This is a genomic window from Stenotrophomonas sp. B2, assembly GCF_014947095.1.
GTDB lineage: Bacteria > Pseudomonadota > Gammaproteobacteria > Xanthomonadales > Xanthomonadaceae > Stenotrophomonas > Stenotrophomonas maltophilia_P.
In genome coordinates, this window is record NZ_JADCQA010000001.1 from 211,153 (window position 1) to 231,529 (window position 20,377).

Annotated in this window: 17 protein-coding genes; 11 read left to right on the top strand and 6 right to left on the bottom strand. The window is 65.9% G+C overall.

The features are described from left to right. Positions 1-73 precede the first annotated feature (73 nt). From IMX13_RS01080 to IMX13_RS01090, 3 genes are all read right to left on the bottom strand, one after another. Positions 74-1,183 (bottom strand): polyamine ABC transporter substrate-binding protein, encoded by a 1,110-nt coding sequence (locus IMX13_RS01080; RefSeq protein WP_065176209.1) that lies wholly within the window; start codon positions 1,181-1,183, stop codon positions 74-76. Positions 1,184-1,275: 92 nt separating this feature from the next. After that, positions 1,276-2,673 (bottom strand): glutamine synthetase family protein, encoded by a 1,398-nt coding sequence (locus IMX13_RS01085; protein WP_065181214.1) that lies wholly within the window; start codon positions 2,671-2,673, stop codon positions 1,276-1,278. Beyond that, a complete protein-coding gene (locus tag IMX13_RS01090; protein WP_065176208.1) occupies positions 2,670-3,431 on the bottom strand; it encodes a gamma-glutamyl-gamma-aminobutyrate hydrolase family protein in 762 nt (253 codons plus the stop codon). The genes IMX13_RS01085 and IMX13_RS01090 overlap by 4 nt, the downstream gene beginning before the upstream one ends. 161 nt (positions 3,432-3,592) lie before the next feature. Between IMX13_RS01090 and IMX13_RS01095 the strand changes: the two genes are divergently transcribed. The 3 genes from IMX13_RS01095 to IMX13_RS01105 all read left to right on the top strand — a co-directional run bounded on the left by IMX13_RS01095 (position 3,593) and on the right by IMX13_RS01105 (position 8,345). Further along, positions 3,593-4,870, top strand: coding sequence for an FAD-binding oxidoreductase (locus tag IMX13_RS01095; protein ID WP_193395571.1), 1,278 nt, complete (start codon positions 3,593-3,595; stop codon positions 4,868-4,870). Positions 4,871-4,968: 98 nt separating this feature from the next. Further along, positions 4,969-6,570: an MASE1 domain-containing protein gene (locus tag IMX13_RS01100; protein WP_193395572.1), complete on the top strand. Its 1,602-nt coding sequence runs from the start codon at positions 4,969-4,971 to the stop codon at positions 6,568-6,570. A 194-nt stretch (positions 6,571-6,764) separates the two neighbouring features. Beyond that, on the top strand, positions 6,765-8,345 hold the full coding sequence (locus tag IMX13_RS01105) for an MASE1 domain-containing protein (protein WP_227255204.1): 1,581 nt from the start codon (positions 6,765-6,767) through the stop codon (positions 8,343-8,345). Positions 8,346-8,384: 39 nt separating this feature from the next. On the opposite strand, the gene IMX13_RS01110 is transcribed toward IMX13_RS01105, so the two are convergent. After that, the gene (locus IMX13_RS01110) at positions 8,385-8,795 is read right to left on the bottom strand and encodes a hypothetical protein (RefSeq protein WP_227255205.1); all 411 of its coding nucleotides are present in this window, start codon (positions 8,793-8,795) and stop codon (positions 8,385-8,387) included. A gap of 358 nt (positions 8,796-9,153) precedes the next feature. On the opposite strand from IMX13_RS01110, the gene IMX13_RS01115 reads away from it, so the two are divergent. Together IMX13_RS01115 and IMX13_RS01120 are read left to right on the top strand one after the other, a co-directional pair. Beyond that, complete coding sequence (locus tag IMX13_RS01115) at positions 9,154-10,497, top strand: diguanylate cyclase (protein WP_111185685.1); 1,344 nt, start codon at positions 9,154-9,156, stop codon at positions 10,495-10,497. A gap of 86 nt (positions 10,498-10,583) precedes the next feature. Continuing rightward, a complete protein-coding gene (locus IMX13_RS01120; protein ID WP_053516564.1) occupies positions 10,584-11,045 on the top strand; it encodes a bacteriohemerythrin in 462 nt (153 codons plus the stop codon). Here IMX13_RS01120 and IMX13_RS01125 read toward each other — a convergent pair whose 3' ends face one another. After that, positions 11,046-12,326: an MFS transporter gene (locus IMX13_RS01125; RefSeq protein ID WP_053516563.1), complete on the bottom strand. Its 1,281-nt coding sequence runs from the start codon at positions 12,324-12,326 to the stop codon at positions 11,046-11,048. A gap of 149 nt (positions 12,327-12,475) precedes the next feature. Continuing rightward, the gene (locus tag IMX13_RS01130) at positions 12,476-13,972 is read right to left on the bottom strand and encodes an aldehyde dehydrogenase (RefSeq protein ID WP_111185727.1); all 1,497 of its coding nucleotides are present in this window, start codon (positions 13,970-13,972) and stop codon (positions 12,476-12,478) included. Positions 13,973-14,119: 147 nt separating this feature from the next. Here IMX13_RS01130 and IMX13_RS01135 point away from each other — a divergent pair, with 147 nt between their 5' ends. From IMX13_RS01135 to IMX13_RS01160, 6 genes are all read left to right on the top strand, one after another. Continuing rightward, the gene (locus tag IMX13_RS01135; RefSeq protein ID WP_193395574.1) at positions 14,120-15,472 is read left to right on the top strand and encodes an aspartate aminotransferase family protein; all 1,353 of its coding nucleotides are present in this window, start codon (positions 14,120-14,122) and stop codon (positions 15,470-15,472) included. A 63-nt stretch (positions 15,473-15,535) separates the two neighbouring features. Beyond that, on the top strand, positions 15,536-16,414 hold the full coding sequence (locus IMX13_RS01140) for a plasmid replication/partition related protein (RefSeq protein WP_111185731.1): 879 nt from the start codon (positions 15,536-15,538) through the stop codon (positions 16,412-16,414). Positions 16,415-16,529: 115 nt separating this feature from the next. Further along, positions 16,530-17,816, top strand: coding sequence for a DUF445 family protein (locus IMX13_RS01145; RefSeq protein ID WP_128987861.1), 1,287 nt, complete (start codon positions 16,530-16,532; stop codon positions 17,814-17,816). Positions 17,817-18,090: 274 nt separating this feature from the next. Next, positions 18,091-18,405, top strand: a complete 315-nt coding sequence (locus IMX13_RS01150; protein ID WP_053518219.1) for a DUF3649 domain-containing protein — start codon at positions 18,091-18,093, stop codon at positions 18,403-18,405. Next, entirely contained in the window at positions 18,402-20,030 is a 1,629-nt protein-coding gene (locus tag IMX13_RS01155; protein WP_065174728.1) for a PepSY-associated TM helix domain-containing protein, read from the top strand. The genes IMX13_RS01150 and IMX13_RS01155 overlap by 4 nt, the downstream gene beginning before the upstream one ends. Next, positions 20,027-20,353, top strand: coding sequence for a DUF3325 domain-containing protein (locus IMX13_RS01160; protein WP_065174727.1), 327 nt, complete (start codon positions 20,027-20,029; stop codon positions 20,351-20,353). The genes IMX13_RS01155 and IMX13_RS01160 overlap by 4 nt, the downstream gene beginning before the upstream one ends. Positions 20,354-20,377 lie beyond the last annotated feature (24 nt).

The following is a 20,377-nucleotide window of genomic DNA, read 5'->3' on the forward strand; positions in this document are numbered from 1 at the left end:
GCCATTGGCCTCCGTTTCCTGTGCGCTGACGTCTACCCGCATCCGCCGGGCATGGCCCGGCGCCACCGTCATCTCACCTGCCGGTCTTCACCTCGGTCCACAGACGGGTGTACAGCTTGTCCGTCTCCGGGGTGTTGATCGAATAGGTGAACATCTTCGCGGCCACATCGGCCGGCGGGTAGATGGTCGGGTCGGTACGGATCGCCTCGTCCACCAGCGGAGTCGCGGTCGGCACCGGGTTGGCGTAGTGGATGAAGTTGGTATTGGCCGCAGCGACCTTCGGCTCCAGCAGGTAATTGATGAACTTGTAAGCGGCCTCCGGATGCTTGGCGTCCTTCGGGATCGCCAGCATGTCGAACCACTGCGGTGCGCCTTCCTTCGGAATCGAATAGGCGACATGCACGCCGTTGCTGGCCTCCTCGGCGCGGTCGCGGGCCTGGATGATGTCGCCCGACCAGCCGACCACCAGGCAGGTGCCGCCGTTGGCCAGCGAACCGACGTACTGCGAGGAGTGGAAGTTCTGCACGTACGGGCGGATCGACTTCAACAGGTCGGCCGCCTTCTGCAGCTCGGCCGGATCGCCGCTGTGCGGGTCCAGGCCCAGATAGTGCAGTGCGATCGGGATCATGTCGGCCGGCGTGTCCAGGATGGTCACGCCGCAGTCCTTCATCTTGCTGATGTTCTCCGGCTTGAACACCAGGTCCCAGCTGTTGGCGATGTCGGTGCTGCCGCCGAAACGCTCCTTCAGCATGTCCACGTTGTAGCCGATGCCGGTGGTGCCGACCATGTACGGCACGCCGTAGCGGTTGTCCGGATCCTGGGTGGCGATGCGCTTCATCACCGCCGGGTCCAGATTGGCCAGGTTCGGGATCTTGCTCTTGTCCAGCGGCAGGAACACGCCCGCCTGGATCTGCCGGCCGAAGAAGTTCAGCGTCGGCACCACCACGTCGTAGCCGCTGTTGCCGGCCAGCAGCTTGGTCTCGACCATCTCATCGCTGTCGAACACGTCGTAGGTCACCTTGATCCCGGTTTCCTTCTCGAAGGTCGGGATGGTGTCCTCGGCAATGTAATCGCTGTAGTTGTAGACGTTCAGGACCTGGCTGTCCTGACTGCCACCGTTGCCACCGCCACAGGCGGCGAGCATGGCGGAGGCCAGGCCGAGCGTGAGGATACGCAGCTTCATCGGGTGCTCCAGAATGCGGGGAGGGGGGCCGGCTCGGGCCGGCGACGGATGCCAGCCTACCCCCCGGCGGCGGATTTTTCTATTCCACGCTTTCACACGTTCAGCAGCAGGAACTCGCGCTCCCACGAGCTGATGACACGGAAGAAGGTCTCGTACTCCTTGCGCTTGACCGAGATGTAGGCCCGGCAGAAGCGCTCGCCCAGCAGCGCCTGCAGTTCGCCGCAGCGCTCAAGCCCGTCCAGCGCTTCGCCCAGCGAGCGCGGCAGGTTGTAGCCCAGCTCCTTGGCGCTGCCGGTGACCGGCGCATCCGGCGCCAGCCGCTCGCGGATGCCGAGCAGGCCACAGGCCAGGGTGGCGGCCATCGCCAGGTAGGGATTGGCGTCGGAGCCCGCGAATCGGCTCTCCACCCGCATGTTCTCCGGTGTATCCAGCGGCACGCGCAGGCCGCAGGTGCGGTTGTCGAAGCCCCAGTGCACGTTGCTCGGGGACACCTCGCCGAACACCAGCCGGCGATAGGAATTGACGTTCGGCGCGAAGAACGCCATCGCCTGCGGCGCATACTTCTGCAGCCCCCCAAGATAATGGCCGAACACCGGGCTGAACTCGCCTTCGGCATCGGTCTCACCGGCGAACACGTTGCTGCCATCGCTCACCCGCACCAGGCTCTGGTGGATGTGCATGGCGCTGCCCGGTTCGTTCTCCATCGGCTTGGCCAGGAAAGTGGCGTACACGCCGTGGCGCATCGCCGCCTCGCGCATGGTGCGCTTGAACAGGAAAACCTGGTCGGCCAGATCCATCGCATCGGCGTGGGTGAAGTTGACTTCCAGCTGTGCCGCGCCGGATTCGTGGATCAGCGTGTCCACGTCCAGCTTCATGGCATCGGCGTAGTCGTACATCAGGTCGAGGATGGGGTCGAACTCGTTGACCGCATCGATCGAATACGACTGCCGCGCTGTTTCCGGGCGACCGGAGCGGCCGGCAGGCGGCAGCAGCGGGAAATCCGGGTCGGTGTTCTTCTGCACCAGGAAGAACTCCAGTTCCGGCGCCACCACCGGGCGCAGGCCCAGCTCGGCGTAGGCCGCCAGCACGCGCCGCAGCACATTGCGCGGCGCCAGCTCATGCGGCTCGCCATTCTTGGTGTAGCAGTCATGGATGATCTGCGCGGTGGCATCGGCGGCCCACGGCACCATGCGCACGGTGTCCGGATCCGGGCGCAGCATCATGTCCGAGTCCGACGGCGAGGTCAGTTCGTAGTAGTCATCCGGAAACTCGCCGGTGACGGTCGTGGCGAAGATGCCCTCGGGCAGGCGGGTACCGTAGTCGTGCGAGAACTTGTCGGCGGGAATGATCTTGCCGCGCGCGTTGCCGGTGATGTCGGGCACCAGGCATTCGACTTCGGTGATACGCCGCTCCTTCAGCCAGCGCAGCAGGCTGCTCTCCTGCGGTGCGGGGGGCGTTGCCGTCTTGCGCGGGCGCGTTCGGGAACTCATCGGGAATCCAGTTGGTTCTGTTGATGCTGCCGGCAAGCTTGGCCGAACGCACGGAAAATAGCGTGATAGAACGGCGCCTGCATGACGCGCCACTCCGGGTGCCACTGTACGCCGAGCACGAAGCGGTGGCGCGGGCTGCGTGCCGCCTCGACCAGCCCGTCATCGGCGCGGGCCTCGACCTGCAAGCCGCTGGCCAGGCGGGCAATGCCCTGGCCGTGCACCGAATTGACCTGCACCCTCCCCTCGCCGTGCCAGTCCGCCAGCCACCCATCCGCCACCAGTGTGACCGCGTGGGACGGCCCGTACTGCACGTCCACGGGCGCCTGCGGATCTTCGCGATGATCGGCCAGCCCGGGTACCCGATGGACCTGTGGATGCAGGCTGCCTCCCAGGGCGACGTTCAATTCCTGGAAACCACGGCAGATCGCCAGCACCGGCAGGTCCATCGCCAGCGCCTCGTCCAGCAGTGCGAAGGCATTGGCATCGCGCGCAGGATCATGCGCATTGCCGGGCCAGCTGCGGCCACCGTCGTAGTGCTGCGGCTCGATGTTGCTGACCGCACCGGTCAGCAGCAGACCGTCGAGGCCCTGCAGCCAATCGCGCGCCGGCAGCGGCGGCTGCAGGCTGGGCAGCACCAGCGGCGTGACCTCCGCCGCCTCGGCCAGGGCGCGGACATACTTCTCGCCGGCCACCGCAAAGCGATGATGGCCAAGCACCGTACTGTCGGTGGGCAGGCCCACCCAGGGCAGGCGACGCATGGGGAAACTCCTTGGCGTGCAGACACGTTACCCGCAGGTCCGCGAGTGCGGCAAGTCGTCGCCATCACGCGCGAGGTGCCAAGTATCGGCGAAACTGGGGGCGTGAACGCCGATCAACCTCCTCCGCCCCGTCTTCCCACCCTGCGCCCGCGAGGCCCGCAGTGACGTCCGCCTTTCCAGCCAGCTGGTATGCCGCCAGCCTGCCGGAGCCGGCCGCCCTGCCTCCGTTGCAGGGCGACGTGCAGGCCGATGTCGCAGTGCTCGGTGCAGGCTACACGGGCCTGACGGCGGCGCTGGAACTGGCCTCACGCGGCCAGCACGTGGTCCTGCTGGACGCCCACCGGATCGGCTGGGGCGCGTCCGGTCGCAACGGTGGCCAGGCGCTGGTGGGCTATGGCTGCGAGGTGGACGAACTGGAACGGCAGCTGGGCCGGGACGATGCCCGCCATCTGTTCGACTGGTCACGTGACGCCGTGCAGGCCATGCGCACCCGCATCGACCGCTACGGCATCGACTGCCATTGGCGTGAGGGCCACGCCAGCGTCGCCATCCGTGCCCGCCACGAGCGCGAGCTGCGTGCCCACTGCGAGCACCTGCAACAGCAATACGATTACCCGATGCAGTGGTGGGATCGGCAGACACTGCGTGGGCAGCTGGACAGCCCGCGCTATCGCGCGGCCATGTTCGATCCACTCAGCGCGCACCTGCACCCCCTGGCGTATGCGCGCGGCCTGGCCGACGCAGCGCGCGCGGCCGGGGTGGTCATCCATGAGAACTCTGCGGTTACCCGCGTGCAGCGCGGGCCTCGCCCGGCCCTGCACACCGCGCACGGCAGCGTCAGCGCCGCGCATCTGGTGATCGCCGGCAATGCCTGGCTGCAGGGCCTGCTGCCAGTGCTGGAGCACCGCATCATGCCGGTAGGCACCTATATCGGTGCCAGTGCGTGCCTCGGCCCCGAACGGGCCCGCGCCCTGATCCGTAATGACATGGCAGTAGCAGACACTGCCTGGGCGCTGGACTATTTCCGCCTGAGCCACGACCATCGTCTGCTGTTCGGTGGCCGCGCCAGCTACTCGGCGCTACCGCCGCCCGGGCTGCGCGGAGTGATGCAGCGACGCATGCACGCGGTTTTCCCGCAGCTGGCCGACGTCGCTCTCGATCAGGTCTGGGGCGGCTATGTCGACATCACCCGCAACCGCGCCCCGCATTGGGGACGACTGGACGGCAATCTGTACTTCGCGCAGGGATTCTCCGGCCACGGCGTGGCGGCAGCCGGACTTGCGGGTGACGTGATCGCCGCGGCAATCGCCGGCCAGAGCGAGCGCCTGGACGTGTTCCAGCGCCTGAAGCACGCGCCGTTCCCGGGCGGGCGCCTGCTGCGCATGCCGCTGCTGGTAGCTGCGATGTCGTGGTACAGGCTGCGGGATGCGTTGTGGTGACGATATCAGCGCCCTTGACGGGACTCCACGGCAGTGCGACTTGATCCCTTCACACCGATTGTTTGCATAATCTGCACAGGAGCAGGGGGAGCACGTGGATGCAGTGGTGGAAGGAAGGTCTACCGGTGAACATCCGGATCAGTCCCCAGGGACTGGTGCTGATGCTCATCTATGCCGTCGCCTGCGTGGCCACGCGCAAACTTTCGGTAGACCAGTTCTACCTGCCGGCAGGTGTGCGTGTGGCCGCCTTGCTGCTCTGTCCACCGCGCCTGTGGCCTTACCTGTTGCTGGGCGAGTACGCCTACTTCGCCCATCTGCGGATTCCGCTGCTCGAAAAATACGGGTTGGCATGGGTGCTTCTGGCCTCGGCATTTCTCATGCCGGCAGTGATGCTGATCGTACGCATGCACCAGAAGTTGCTTGCGCGCACCACGGTCCTCGGCGTGATCTCGATCGCGGTCTGTGCCGCGACGATCATCAGCCTGCTCAACCTCGGAATCTCGTACCTGCTCTGGGAGCCGCTGCATAACGCGTCGTTTATCACCAACGTAATGCGCTATGCGCTGGGCGACTTCACTGGGATCCTCATCCTGGCGCCACTCGCGCTGCTCTGGATCCGTCGCGCCGAGGAACAATGGACACCCCGGTCCGTTGCGGCCACAGTCGGAGCACTAGTAGCCATGCTGGTCATTGGCCTGCAGGCGACGCCGGTACCCGCCTCGATCACGGCCCCTGGCTCGCTGCAGTTGTTGTTGATCCTGCCTATTCCCGCAATCGCCCTGACCTGCCTGCTGGGATGGCGCGGGGCGGCCGTCGGTGTCGCCGCAGTGAACATGATTCTTGGTCTGAGCACCCCTTCTGACCACCCCGCATCATTCGATCAGGCGACCTTTGCCACCCAGCAGGCCATGGCCATCGCCAGCGTCGCCCTGTTGTTGCTGGGTGCGCGCATCACGCATTTCCAGAGCCAGCATCGGCTGCGTGAGGAAGACGGCAGAAACTCGATGAAACTGGCCCGCAGTACGCACATGGCCAGCGAAATGGATCTGCGAGAGCGAGCGGCGCTCCTGCGCAGGCTGGGCGAGGGGATGGACCTGTCGCTCAACGAGATGGTGAACTGGCTGCACGCGCAAGGGCACCACGCTGTCGCCAACAGCCTGAAACACACATCAGAAGTCCATTCGCGCCAATTCCGCGCGCAGGCGAGCATGATCTACCCATCCGCCCTGGAGCGTCTCGGGCTTTACGTCGCTCTTCGTGCAGGTGGCGTGCGGGAGGCATGGGACAATACGCACCGGGTTACGCAGCCCCGGCTGACGGGCGACCCATGTCAGTTGGGAGTGGATCTGCAGCTGGCCGCATACCGGACCGTGGTTGAGGCCGTATCGTTGCTGCTCAGGTATGAGCCCGGTCAGATCTCCGTGCGCATCAGGTGCGGCGTCTTCAGACAGATGCACGGAGTACTGATTTCCGCCGCTCTTGTCGATCCTCACCATGCGCTTTCGCAACAGACTCAGGAACTGGTCCGTTCACAGCTATTGGGCCGGATCGTCGCCTATTCCGGGGTCGTCGATGTTCAGAAAAACAGGATCCGGATCGCCTTGCTGGATGGGCTGGCCACCTATCCGCAGGCCCCTCTGGCAGCACACTGTCCAGATGCGCCGTGGCCGTTCGACCAAGGTCGGCAATCTGCAACCTGACATAGAATTGCCAGTCAAAGCGCGATGGATGTCACTAATTCGCAGCAGTGCTGAACTGGTGTCGGCGGCAAAGAGCCAGGTAACGAAGAAGAGATCCGATTGCGTAGGCGGGAATCTGCCGATACTGTCGCCAGAGGTGTAGACGTCCAGAGTGGATGGAACGCCACCATGGTACGAGCAAGGGAGGCTTGGGATTGAACTGGTGGAAGAACGATGTCGAGCTGAGCTTCCGGATACGCCCCATCGGACTTTTCATCGCTGGGATGTACGCCGTCACGTGCTGGGCCGCTCGTCAGGTCTCGCTCGACCAGTTTTACCTGCCGGCAGGCATACGGGTCGCTGCGCTGCTGCTCTGCCCTCCCCGCCTCTGGCCCTATCTGCTGCTTGGCGAATATGCTTACTTTGCCCAGATGCGATATCCACTCATCGGGAAGTATGGGCTGGCTTGGGTGATCCTGGGCTCCGTGTTCCTCATGCCAGCGGTAGCCTTGGTCGTGCGGGCGCATCGCAGATTCATGACCGCGACAACGGAGGGCTGGCTTCTCTCGATGGCGGTTTCCGCCGCGCTCATCGCCACCGCATTGAAACTGGGCTTGGCCCACCTGCTCTCCGAGAACCCGTCTTCCGTGCCATTTGCGACACGAGCTGTCCGCTTCGTGCTCGGTGATTACATCGCAATACTGACTGTCGCCCCACTCGCACTGCTCTGGATCCGGCGCCGGTCACTGTACGAGTGGAAGTTTTGGAAGCACGCGCCTACCGTAGCCGCATTGGCACTACTGATATCACTGGGCGCATTCATGGCCTCGGGTGTCGAGCTCCCAGATGCCACCAAGACATCCCTGCAACTGGTGATGGCTTTGCCGGTTGTTGCCTTGACCTGCATCCATGGCTGGCGAGGAGCAGCTGCGGGTGTTCCGCTGTTGAACATAGTGATTGCAATGACAACACCAGCATCAGGACTGCCTGGTTCGTTCGACCAGCGAACATTCATGATGCAGCAGCTCATTGCCGTTGCAGGGACGGCGCTTCTTCTACTCGGTTCCCGCATCACTCAGCACTATCATCAGCATGCGCGCCATGATCTGGATGGGAGTCAGACGGCCAGACTTTCGAGAACTGCTCATATGGCCAGCGAACTCGATCTGAGGCAGCGGGCGCTTGATCTCAGGAAGATCGCAGACGGCGTCGAGAAATCACTGAACCACACTGCCGATCTTCTGAAAATGCACGGACACCATGCACCTGCAATGGATCTGCTGCACACCTCGACGACACATTCACGCCAGTTCCGTGAACTCACAAGCCTGGTGTATCCAACCGAAGTCGAGCAGGTCGGGTTGTATGTTGCCCTGCAGGTCAGCGGCATCAGCGAAAACTGGGACCGGACCAGCAGGGTTGCGCTCCCCCGCATGACGGGCGATCCCTGCAGGCTGAGCATTGCACTGCAGCTTGCTGCCTATCGAACCCTTACCGAAACGGTCGCACTGCTGCTCAAACACGAACGGGGGCAGATCCAGATCCAAGCACGCTGCGGCAGCCTGCATGGTCAACAGGGCATCCTGATCAGTGCATCTCTGTTGGACAGAGATCGCCACTTGTCGCTGGAAACCGCAAAACTGATCGTCGAGCGCCTGAGTTCACGTGCACTGGCCTATGGCGGTAAAGTGCAGACACGTCAAAACCGCGTAAGAGTGCTACTGCAGGAAACGGCCACGGGTGCAACCCACGGCAGCACGCATGCAGCGTGGATTGCTCGCGCCGACATCACCTGACTCTCACTCATCCGCCTCGATCAAGGAAAAGATCATGCTTCAGCGACTCGTAGCCGGCAGTTCGATCGCCCACGTTGCGTTGCTACCAGCACCATAGACGACCAGCGAGAACTCGGCTTGCCTGAGTACCACATGCCGCTGGGACTTTTCCGGCAATGCCAGCCGCTGCGACGGCAATGACACGGTAATCGGACTTTTGCCGGCCGGGAGCGTCCAGAACGTGGTGTCAACCTTGCCGATTATCAGCAGGACCTGTCCGGAGAGGTCATTCACCTGATAATAGTTGATTCCCTCACGCTCGAACCCATACACCAGCCAGTTCGGATCTGCACTCAGATTCGTCGCTGCTGGACGGGACTCACCAAGCCCCGCCTGAGCCATATGTGTTCCGTTGTCGTCACTCGGGCAGCATGCCGCCTCGGCGACGGCAGGTGCAGACAACAGAGTCATTGCAGGCATCAAAAAACGCAGACCAGAGAAATTCACACTCACCCCCGTGTTCGGTTGGACAACGCCAGGCAAACTCACTTCGCCACCCCATGACTGGATGGGCTCTCGGCCTCGCTTGCGGGCTGCCTCAGCCGGACGGAGTCAACCTCAGGCCGCCGGCAGGGTGGCGCAGCCAGCATAACCATCATCCAGCACCAGCGCCACGAGCAGAACTTCCGCCACTCCGCTCGTCGGGCCCCGACACTGAACGTGTCGGCCGGCGTTCACGCGATGACAACGCATGCGGTACCACCACTAAAGTTACGGCCGAAACCGCCGCTACCCGTGCCAAGACTTCCCTGACGTGAGCCTCCGCATCATGCCCGTCCTGCCGCAGGCCGCCGTCGATGGCGACCTCGCCGATCCGCTTCCGCAGCGGATCCTGCTGGTCGAAAACTCCCGTGCCTTCACCGGCATGCTGCGCGAGGCGATCGAACAGCGCCTGGAGCTGCCCGTCGTGGTCGCTTCCACCCTGGCCGAGGCCGACCGCCTGCTCAATGAGAGCGGCGGCTGGTTCCTGGTCCTGACCGGCCTGGTTCTGGCCGATGGCGACAGGGACGCGGTGGTCGAATTCTTCCTGAAACGCGATCTGCCCACCGTGGTGGTCAGTGGCGTGTATGACGAGGATCTGCGCAAGCGCGTGCTGCAGCAGCAGATCATCGACTACGTCCTGAAGAACACGCCCGGCAGCATCGACTATCTGGTGTGGCTGGTGCAGCGCCTGGAACGCAACCGTCGCATCGCCGCGCTGGTGGTGGACGATTCGCCCTCGGCACGCGGCTATGCGGCCGCGCTGCTGCGCATGTACGGCCACGAAGTGTACGAGGCAGCCGATGGCAATGAAGGCCTGGCGGCGATCGAGTCCCATCCTGCGATCCGACTGGCGGTGGTCGACCAGGAGATGCCCGGCATGCAGGGCGTGGAATTCACCCGCCGCCTGCGCACCCTGCGCTCGCGCGACAAGGTGGCGGTGATCGGCATTTCCGGCAATACCGACGCATCACTGATTCCGCGCTTCCTGAAGAACGGCGCCAACGACTTCCTGCGCAAGCCCTTCTCGCGCGAGGAATTCTTCTGCCGCGTGTCGCAGAACGTGGACCAGCTGGAGCTGATCGGCACCCTGCAGGATCTGGCCACCCGGGACTTCCTGACCGGTCTGCCCAACCGCCGCTGCTTCCTGGAACAGAGCCAGCGCCAGCTGCCCCAGCTTCAGACCCATGGCCAGAGCGTGGCGGTGGCGATGATCGACATCGATCACTTCAAGCACATCAACGATACGCACGGCCATGAGGCCGGCGATGACGCCCTGCGTGCCGTGGCCGGGGCGGTGGCCGTGCATGCGCGCAGCCAGGACTTGATCGCGCGCTTCGGCGGCGAGGAGTTCTGCCTGCTGGTGCCGGACATGGAGCAGGACGAGGCAATGCTCTACTTCGAGGAACTCCGCCAGCGCATCGCGGCGCTGGAAGTGGATATCGGCACCGCCACACTGCGCATGACCGTCAGCATCGGCCTGTGCTGCCTCCGCCCGCAGCGCGATGCGCTGCATCGCCTGATTTCCGAGGCCGACCGTCAGCTGTACCTGGCCAAAGCCGGTGGCCGCAACCGGGTCAGCTGCACCACCATGGGCAGCCCGCTGCGTCCGCGCGAGCCCGCCCTGCCCTGATCGATCCGCTTTGATCCAGATCAACGCTGCCTGCCGGCAGCAGCCCTACAGTCGGCCCCGACATCACGCATGAAGGGGAGCCGGGGATGGCATTACTGGTCTGGCAGGACGATCTGAACATCGGCATCGATGTGATCGACCAACAACACCGCCGCATCATCGAGATGCTCAATCACCTGCATGTGGCCCAGGCCAGCATGCAGCGTGCTGCTGTCGGCGAAGTGATCGACGAGGTGGTTGATTACACCATGTCGCACTTCGCGTTCGAAGAAGAGCTGATGGAGGAAGCCGGCTATCCGTTCTGCGCTGCCCACAAGCGCGTGCATGAGGTCTTCATCAAGCGCGTGGCCGAGTACCGGCTGCGGTTCCAGGCCGGCGAGGACATCAGCGACGAGCTGCGCACGATGCTCTCGCGCTGGCTGTTCAACCACATCCGCGGCGACGACCAGGCCTACGCCGAACAGGTCAAGTCACATCTGAACCAGTTCACCCGTGAACACCAGGGCGGGGGCTGGCTGGGCCGCACGCTCAAGCGGATCTTCGGCTGATCAGCGCACGCGACGCTGCAGTGCCACCAGCGCGGCCAACGTCGCAACCGCGGTCAGGCACAGGTAGTAGCCGACCGCGACCAGGCCGAAGCGCTCGGCCAGCCAGGTCGCCAGGTACGGAGCGGGCGCCGCGCCGAGAATGCCGGCCAGATTGAACGACAGCGATGCGCCGGTATAGCGCACTTCGACCGGATAGATCTCGGCCAGGAATGTGCCGCAGGGACCATAGGTCAGGCCCATCAGGAACAGACCCAGGCACAGGAAGCCCAGCACCAGCCACGGGCTGCCGGGCTGGAACAACGGCGCAAACAGCAGGCCGAAGCCAAGGATCAGCAGGCTGGCCACGATCATCGTCCGGCGGGTGCCCCAACGGTCGCCGTAGCGCGCCGACAGCGGGATGCCCAGCGCGAAGAACAGCATGGCGGCCATCTGCATCAGCAGGAACTGCTCGCGGCTGTAACCGAGTACCGCCGTGCCATGGCCCAGGCTGAATACCGTCATCAGATAGAACAGCACGAAGGTGGCGAATGCGCCCAGCGTACCCAGCAGCATCGGCACGGGATGGTCGCGCAGCACCGTCCACATCGGCAGCCGCACCGGCGCTCTGCGTTCCAGCGCCTTCTGGAAGTCCGGCGTCTCATGGATGTTCAGGCGCACCCACAGGCCCAGCCCGACCAGCAATGCGCTGGCCACGAACGGAATACGCCAGCCCCACTGCAGGAAGTCGTCCTGCCCCATGCTTCGGCCCAGCACCAGGAAGATGCCTGCCGACAGCAGGAAACCGAGCGGCGCGCCCAGCTGCGGGAACATGCCGTACCACGCGCGCTTGCCCGGTGGTGCGTTCTCGGTTGCCAGCAGCACCGCCCCGCCCCACTCGCCGCCCAGCCCCAGCCCCTGGCCAAACCGGCACAGCGCCAGCAGCGCCGGAGCCCACAGCCCGATCTGCGCATGGGTCGGCAGCAGGCCGATTGCGACAGTCGACAGTCCCATGGTGAGCAATGCCGCGACCAGGGTGGCCTTGCGGCCGATGCGGTCGCCGAAGTGGCCGAATACCGCCGAACCCACCGGCCGCGCGATGAACGCCACGGCGAACGTGGCCAGGGATTGCAGCAGCGCGGCCTGGTCACTGCTTTCCGGGAAGAACAGATGCGGGAACACCAGCACCGCGGCGGTGGCGTAGATGTAGAAGTCGAAGAACTCGATGGTCGTGCCGATCAGGCTGGCCAGCAGTACACGGCGAGGGGAATTCACGGGTGACGCGGCAGCGGTGATCGTCGACATCGGCAAGGCAGGCAATCCGGATCGTCCGATTCTGCCACGCATGACCCGGCAGGCGTGACGATGGTTTCAGCCGACACGGATGCAATCACACGCGATGCGATGTGTTCAGGGCGGTGGTGCCGCCGCTCCCTTCGGGGCGCGGCCCGCTGCTACAGCTGGATCCAGGTGGCCTTGATCTCGCTGTACTTGTCGAAGGCATGCAGTGATTTGTCGCGCCCATTGCCGGACTGCTTGTAGCCCCCGAAGGGGGCGGTCATGTCACCGCCGTCCCAGCCGTTGACCCAGACGCTGCCCGCGCGCAGCTGCCGCGCAACCCGGTGTGCCCGGCCCAGGTCCCGCGTCCACACGCCCGCCGCCAGGCCGTAGCGGCTGTCATTGGCCAGGCGCACCGCTTCGGCCTCGTCGTCGAAACCCAGCACCGCCAGCACCGGACCGAACACCTCCTCGCGCGCCAGGGCCTGTTCCGGCCGGACCTGGTCGAACACGGTCGGCTGCACGTAGCAGCCGCCTGCTTCCACCTCGGCGCGGCGTCCCCCCAGCAGCAGGCGCGCTCCGTCAGCTTCGGCCATGGCGATGTCCGCCAGTACCTTGTCCACATGCGCGGCATCGACGAGGGCACCCATCGGTGCGTCGGCCTCCAACGGGTGGCGCGGCTGCATGCGCTGGCCATGGGCGATCACCCGATGCACGAACTCCTCGCGGATCGAACGCTGCACCAGCAGCCGCGAGCCGGCGGTGCAGACTTCTCCCTGGTTGAAGAAGATGCCCTGCGCCACCCCCTTGGCCGCCCGCTCCAGGTCGGGCGCATCGGCAAACACGATATGCGGGCTCTTGCCGCCGCACTCCAGCCAGACCCGCTTCAGATTGGAGCGCCCGGCATGCTCAAGCAGCTTGGCGCCGGTGGCGGTGGAGCCGGTGAAGGCCAGCACGTCGACATCCCTGTGCAGCGCCAGCGGCTCGCCCACGCGGGCACCATCGCCCGGCAGAACGTTGAGCACGCCATCAGGCAGACCGGCCTCGCTGGCCAGCGCTGCCAGCCGCAACGCCGTCAGCGGCGAGCGCTCGGAAGGCTTGAGGATCACCGAATTGCCCATGGCCAGCGCCGGCGCGATCTTCCAGCAGGCCATCAGCAACGGGAAGTTCCACGGCACGATGGCGCCGACCACACCCGCAGGCTCACGCGTGACCAGGCCCAGCTCCTGGGGGCCGGTCGGTGCGATCTCTCCGTACAGCTTGTCCACCGCCTCTGCGGTCCAGGCCAGGCAACGCACCACGCCCGGCAGGTCGATGCGCCGTGCATCGCGCACCGGCTTGCCCATGTCCAGCGTTTCCAGCAGGGCCAGTTCGTCGGCATGCGCTTCCACCAGCGCCGCCAATGCCAGCAGCACGCGCTTGCGTTGCGCAGGGCTCACCTGCGACCAGTGGCCGGCCTCGAAGGCGCGCCGTGCCACCTGCACGGCACGCTCCACGTCCTGCGCGTCGCAGTCGGCGACGGTGCCAAGCACGCGGCCGTCGATCGGGCTGACGCAGTCGAAGCGGGCACCGCTGGCGGCATCCACGTAGCGGCCCGCGATGAAGGCCTGGCCGGGAATGGAGAGCTGGCCGGCCAGCGCCTGCCAGTGGCTGCGGTCGGGGAAATCGGCCATGACAGGATCCTGCAGTGCGTGTCGTTCCGGTTATACCGGTGCCGCCGCGACCTCGCCGTGACAGGCCATGCCCCGTGTGCACGGCGGGCATGGTCCGGGCGATGACGGCTGCGCTACAGTCCCTGCATCGGACCCGACGGAACCGGCATGAAGAACCCCGCGAGCGACGTGCACGAGCTGGCCATCCAGCGCCCCGACTCCCTGGAGGCGTACTGGATGCCCTTCACCGCCAACCGCCAGTTCAAGGGCGCGCCACGCATGCTGGTACGGGCCGAAGGCATGCATTACGAAGACGTGGACGGGCGCCAGGTTCTCGATGGCACCGCCGGCCTGTGGTGCTGCAATGCCGGCCACGCCCGCCCGCGCATCGTCGAGGCGATTGTCGAACAGGCACGCACCCTGGATTACTCACCCGCCTTCCAGATGGGTTCGCCACCGGCATTCGCGCTGGCGCAGCGTCTGGCCGCGCTGGCTCCGGCCGGGCTCAACCACGTGTTCTTCACCAACTCGGGCTCCGAGGCGGTGGATACCGCAATGAAGATCGTGCTGGCCTATCACCGCCAGCGCGGCGAAGGCCAGCGTACCCGTTTCATCAGCCGCGAGAAGGCTTATCACGGTGTGGGCTTCGGCGGCATGGCGCTCGGCGGCCTGCCCAACAACCGCCGCCAGTTCGGCCTGCAGCTGGGGGGCGTGGACTATCTGCGGCACACCCTGGATCTGCAGCGCAACGCGTTCAGCAAGGGCCTGCCGCGCCAGGGCGCGGAACTGGCCGACGATCTGGAGCGGCTGATCGCCCTGCACGACGCGTCCACCATTGCGGCCGTGTTCGTCGAGCCCATCGCCGGTTCTGCGGGAGTGATCCTGCCTGCGCCCGGCTATCTGCAGCGGCTGCGGGAGATCTGCGACCAGCACGGCATCCTGCTGGTGTTTGACGAGGTCATCACCGGTTTCGGCCGGGTCGGCATGCCGTTCGCCGCGCAGCGTTTCGGCGTCACGCCGGACCTGCTGACCTTTGCCAAGGGAGTCAGCAACGGCGCGGTTCCGCTGGGTGGCGTGCTGGCCAGCGATGCGGTGCACGCCGGCCTGATGCAGGGCCCGGCACAGGCCATCGAGCTGTTCCATGGCTATACCTATTCGGGGCACCCGCTGGCCTGCGCGGCAGCCCTGGCCACACTCGACGTCTATGCAGAGGAGCGCCTGTTCGAGCGCGCCATCGAACTGGGCGAGTACTGGCAGGAGCAGCTGCACGCCCTGCAGGGGCTCCCCAACGTGATCGACATCCGCAACTTCGGACTGGTCGGTGCGGTCGAGCTGGCCCCGCGCAAGGATGCTCCGGGCAGCCGTGGTCACGAGGTCTACCGGCGCTGTTTCCACGACGGCGGACTGCTGGTGCGCTGTACGGGCGACATCATCGCGCTGTCGCCGCCGCTGATCGTGGACAAGCCCCAGATCGACCAGATCACCAGCACTCTGGGCGAGATGATCCGGGCCACCGCGTAAGCCCGGGCCGGCGACAGCAAGCAGGTACAATGGTCGGTTCCGTTCCTGCCCGTTGCCGTGCCCATGGACATCGTCGTCAAAGAAGAACTCAAGGCCTACATCGACCCGCTCACGCCCGACGAACATGAGGCGCTGGAGCGCAGCATCCTCGCCGAGGGCTGCCGCGATGCACTGGTACTGTGGGGCGATGTCCTGGTGGATGGCCATAACCGCTACGGCATCTGCCAGAAGCATGGCCTGCCGTTCAACACGGTGCAGAACAGCCGCTTCCAGAGCATGGAGGACGTGCACCTGTGGATGATCGAACAGCACCTGGGCCGCCGCAGCGTGTCCGATTTCCAGCGCGGCGTGCTGGCCCTGCGCAAGCGCGACATCCTGTCGGCACGCAAGCAGATCGAGCAGGCCCAGCTGCAACGCGAAAGCGATGGCACCGCCGCATCGGCCGACGATGCCGGTGAAGACAGCCCACCGTGGGAACCCGCGCCGAAACTCAGCCGTGCGGAACTGGCCCGCGAAGCGAAGCTGAGCACCAGCCAGGTCGGGATGATCGAACGCATTCACGCGCAGGCCGCCGCCGAAGTCGTGGAAGCGGTCAAGGCCGGCGTGATCTCGATCAGCGCGGCCGCGGCCGTGGCCGACCTGCCCGAGGAAGAGCAGCGCGCGGCAGCCGCAGGCGGCAAGGACGAACTGAAGCAGGCCGCCAAGCGCGTACGCGAGTCCAAGCGCAAGCCGCGCGCGGCGAAGCCAGAACCGGCGGAAATGGCGTTCGAGGAGCCCAGCGAGGACGAGATCGCCCTGCGCGATGCGGAAGTGCTGTCCGCGCTGGAGCAGTTGGGTGAGGATGCGCCGGCGCTGCGCCGACGCGTCGTCGCGCTCACTCGCGAGAACGATGCCCTGCGCACGCAGCTGGCGGCATTGCGCAGGCAGCTGGAAGCGCTGTAACGAATGGGTAGCGCTGGGCGATGCCCGGCGAGCGCAGCGGGCTCTGAAAAGCCGCCGGGCATGGCCCGGCGCTACCGATGCGCCGGCATCATCCGGTGGCGGTTAGACTGCCGCCATGACGTCCGCAATCGATCCGCGCCGCGCCCAGCTGCGACGCCTGAAAGCCATCGCCCTGGGCCTGCTGGTGTTGATGTTGGCCGGTTTTGCGGTCAGCCACTGGCAGGGCGAGCGCGGCGCCTGGGCCTGGGTATCCGCCTTCTGCGAGGCGGCAGCGGTGGGCGCGCTGGCAGACTGGTTCGCGGTGGTCGCCCTGTTCCGCAGGCCGATGGGCCTGCCGATTCCCCATACCGCCATCATTCCGCGCAGCAAGGAGCGCATCGGCGACAGCCTGGCGCTGTTCGTGCGCGATCAGTTCCTGGAACCACAGGTGCTGCTGGCCAAGCTGAAGGTGTTCGATCCGGCTGGCCGTCTCGGCAGTTGGCTGGCCGAACCGGCACGCGCACGCATGCTGGCCGACATGGCACGCGGCTGGGCGTTGCAGGCACTGGACTTCTTCGATGAACGCGCCGTGCGCCGGCAGCTGCACGCGTTCGTGGTGCAGCAGTTGCGACAGTGGAACGCGGCATCCACCGCCGGCGAGCTGCTTGCCCTGCTGACCGCCGACGGGCGCCACCAGCGTGTGCTGGACGAGGGCCTGCAGAGACTGGGACGCTGGCTGGAGCAGCCGGAAGTGAAGGAGCGCGCGTCGCAGCTGATCGTGCGCTACATCCAGCGCGAATGGCCGACGCTCTCAAGCACGGTGAACTGGGTGAAACCCATCGACGAGATCGGTGACAGCCTGGCCGAGCGGCTGGCACGCGCCGTGCTGGAGGAGCTGCAGCAGGTACTGGCCGAGCCGCAGCATCCGCTGCGGCAGGATTACGAGGCGTGGCTGGGCAACTACGTCCAGCGCCTGCGCGAAGACCCGGCGCTGGCCGAGCGCATCGAACAGCTCAAGCAGGAGATGATCGACCATCCTGCCCTGCAGGAGTACGTGCAGGGGCTCTGGGCACGCATCCACGCCAGTCTGCGCGCCGACCTGCAGCGCGAGGATTCGGCGCTGGTCGGCCACCTGCAGCGCAGCCTCGCCTCGCTGGGAAGCACCCTGCAGTCCGACCCGGCACTGCGCGATGCACTGAACCAGCATCTGCTGGAAGGCGCACAGCGCCTGACCGGGCGACTGCGCGAGGGGGTCACCACGCACATCGCACAGACGGTCAGGGGCTGGGACGAGCGCCATCTGGTCGAGCAGCTGGAACTGAGCGTCGGGCGCGATCTGCAGTTCATCCGCTTCAACGGCACGCTGGTTGGCGGCCTGATCGGCCTGCTGCTGCACGCGGCAACGGTGGTGTTCCGCTTCTGAGCGTGGGTCCGCTGACCTGCTGCGTGGGCACGGAACGACTCCTCTTTCGTCACGCAGCCTTGATTAACAGAATGCGAATGCCTATCATTTACTGATCGGTGGTGCGCTTGGCCGCACGGGCAAGGAAGACCTGTCCGGTGCCATGTACAGCCCTGACCTCCGGCTGCCCGTCTGCGCGGGCAGCGCTGCATTGATGGGACACGCTGGGCGACGTGCGCGGGGCGCAAGGGGGCCGCATGCGCGTTCGATCCTCTCCCCGACCGACAGGACCACCGTGGACCGCTCGCCCGCAACCGCCAGCTCCCGTGTTTTCTTCCGCAACCCGCGCTGGGGCATCCTGTCGCGCTCGCTGGCCGCGATCTTCGGTGGCTATGCGCTGGCCTCCATGACCGGCGTGTTCTGTGCCGTCGTCCTGCCGGGCGCGCGGGGCCAGACCGTGCTGACCGGCATGCTGCTGGCCATCCTGGTTGCCGCCTGTGCCGCGCTGTGGGCATTCGCCACCCGCAGTGCCCTGCGTGCGTGGATCGGCATCCTAGCCCCTGCCCTGCTGATGGCCGGCATCGCGCGGCTGATGGGAGCCTGGGCATGAAGAACGGATTCCGCCAGTCGATGGCCTGGCTGCACACCTGGACCGGCCTGCTGGTCGGCTGGCTGCTGCTGCTGATCTTCATGGCCGGTACCGCAAGCTACTACCGTGAAGAGATCAGCCGCTGGATGCGCCCGGAACTGCCGGCCAGCACCGTCAGCATCGATGTGGCCGCGCAACGCAGCGTGGACTACCTGCAGACCCATGCGGCGCAGGCCCAGACCTGGTTCGTGACCCTGCCGCAGCCGCGCAACCCGGCCATGCAGCTGTTCTGGCGCCTGCCACCCGAGCTGGCCGATCCAAGCCGTGGCCGCCGCGGTGCCTTCGGCGATGCCACGCTCGACCCGAACACCGGCGACGAACTGAACGCCCGCCAGACGCGCGGCGGAGATTTCTTCTACCGCCTGCATTTCGACCTGCACTACATCCCCGTGCTGTGGGCCCGTTACCTGGTCGGCTTCTGCGCCATGTTCATGCTGGTGGCCATCATCACCGGGGTGATCACCCACAAGAAGATCTTCAAGGACTTCTTCACTTTCCGCAAAGACAAGGGCCTGCGCTCCTGGCTGGATTTCCACAATGTCAGCGCGGTGATGGCGCTGCCCTACCACGCGATGATCACCTACACGGGCATCGTCACCCTGATGATCATGTACCTGCCCTGGGGCGTGAAAGTGGCCTACCCGCAGGATGAGGACAAATTCTTCAGCGAAGCCTTCGGTGGCCTGCCTGAAGTAACCGCGCCGGCCGAAGGCCGCGCCGCGCCGCTGCCGATCGCCCGCCTGCTGGACGATGCGCGCGCCCACTGGCATGGCGCCGAAGTGGCCGGCTTCACCGTGTCCAATCCGGGCGCGCGCAACGCGGTCATCGACATCCGCCAGCGTGACGGAAAGCGTCTTTCCATCGACACGCCTTCGCTGCGTTACGACATGGTGGACGGCAGGCTGCTGGAACAGACCCCGGCCTCCGGTGGTGCCACCGCCACCCGTGGCGTGCTGTATGGCCTGCACCTGGCGCGCTTCGCCGACTGGGGGCTGCGTGCGCTGTTCTTCCTGTCCGGCCTGGTCGGCTGCCTGATGGTGGCCAGTGGCGTGGTGCTGTGGGCAGTGAAGGAACGACCGAAGCATGCCAAGAGCGGGCGCACCGGCTTCGGCCTGCGCCTGGTCGATGCGTTGAACATCGGTACCGTGGCCGGCCTGCCGATCGCCTTTGCCGCCTACTTCTGGGGCAATCGGCTGCTGCCGCTGGATCTGGCCGATCGCTCCAATGCCGAAGCCAACGTGTTCTTCTATGCGTGGGGCGGCGCCCTGCTGGCCGCGTTCGTCTGGCCGAAGCGGGTGATGTGGACGTGGCAGCTGTACCTGGGCGCAGCCGCATTCGCGCTGGTTCCGGTGGTCAACGCGCTGACCACCCACGCCCATCTGGGCATTACCCTGCGCAGCGGCGACTGGGTGCTGGCGGGCTTCGACCTGTCGATGATCGCCTTCGGTGCGATGCTGGCGCTGTGCGGCTGGCGCATGCAGCGCTGGACGCCACCGCTGTCTGCGGCCGAGAAGAAAAAACGTGCCGCGGCAACCGTTGCGCCCAGGGCACCGACCGAAGCCACCGAAGTGGAGGCCAGCGCATGATGCTGCTGGCGCTGGCGCTTTCCTTCTCCGCGTTCACCGCATTGTCGCTGGCAATGGAAAGGCACCAGCACGATCTGCACGGCAAAGCCGCCGTTCCGGCACGGCGCGCCCAGTGGCGGGTTCTGGGCTGGTCGCTGCTGGCGGTCACCTTCGCCCTGTGCGTTGCCGACCATGGCTGGGCCATGGGCCCGGTGCAGTGGCTGGGCGTGATGACGGTGGGCGGCGTGACGCTGTCGTTCGGGCTGTATCCCTACCGCCCGCGGTGGATCGTGCCGCTGGCGATCACCCTGCCGTTGCTGGGCCTGGTGGTGGCGCTGGCATAGCCGGTAGCGCCGGGCCATGCCCGG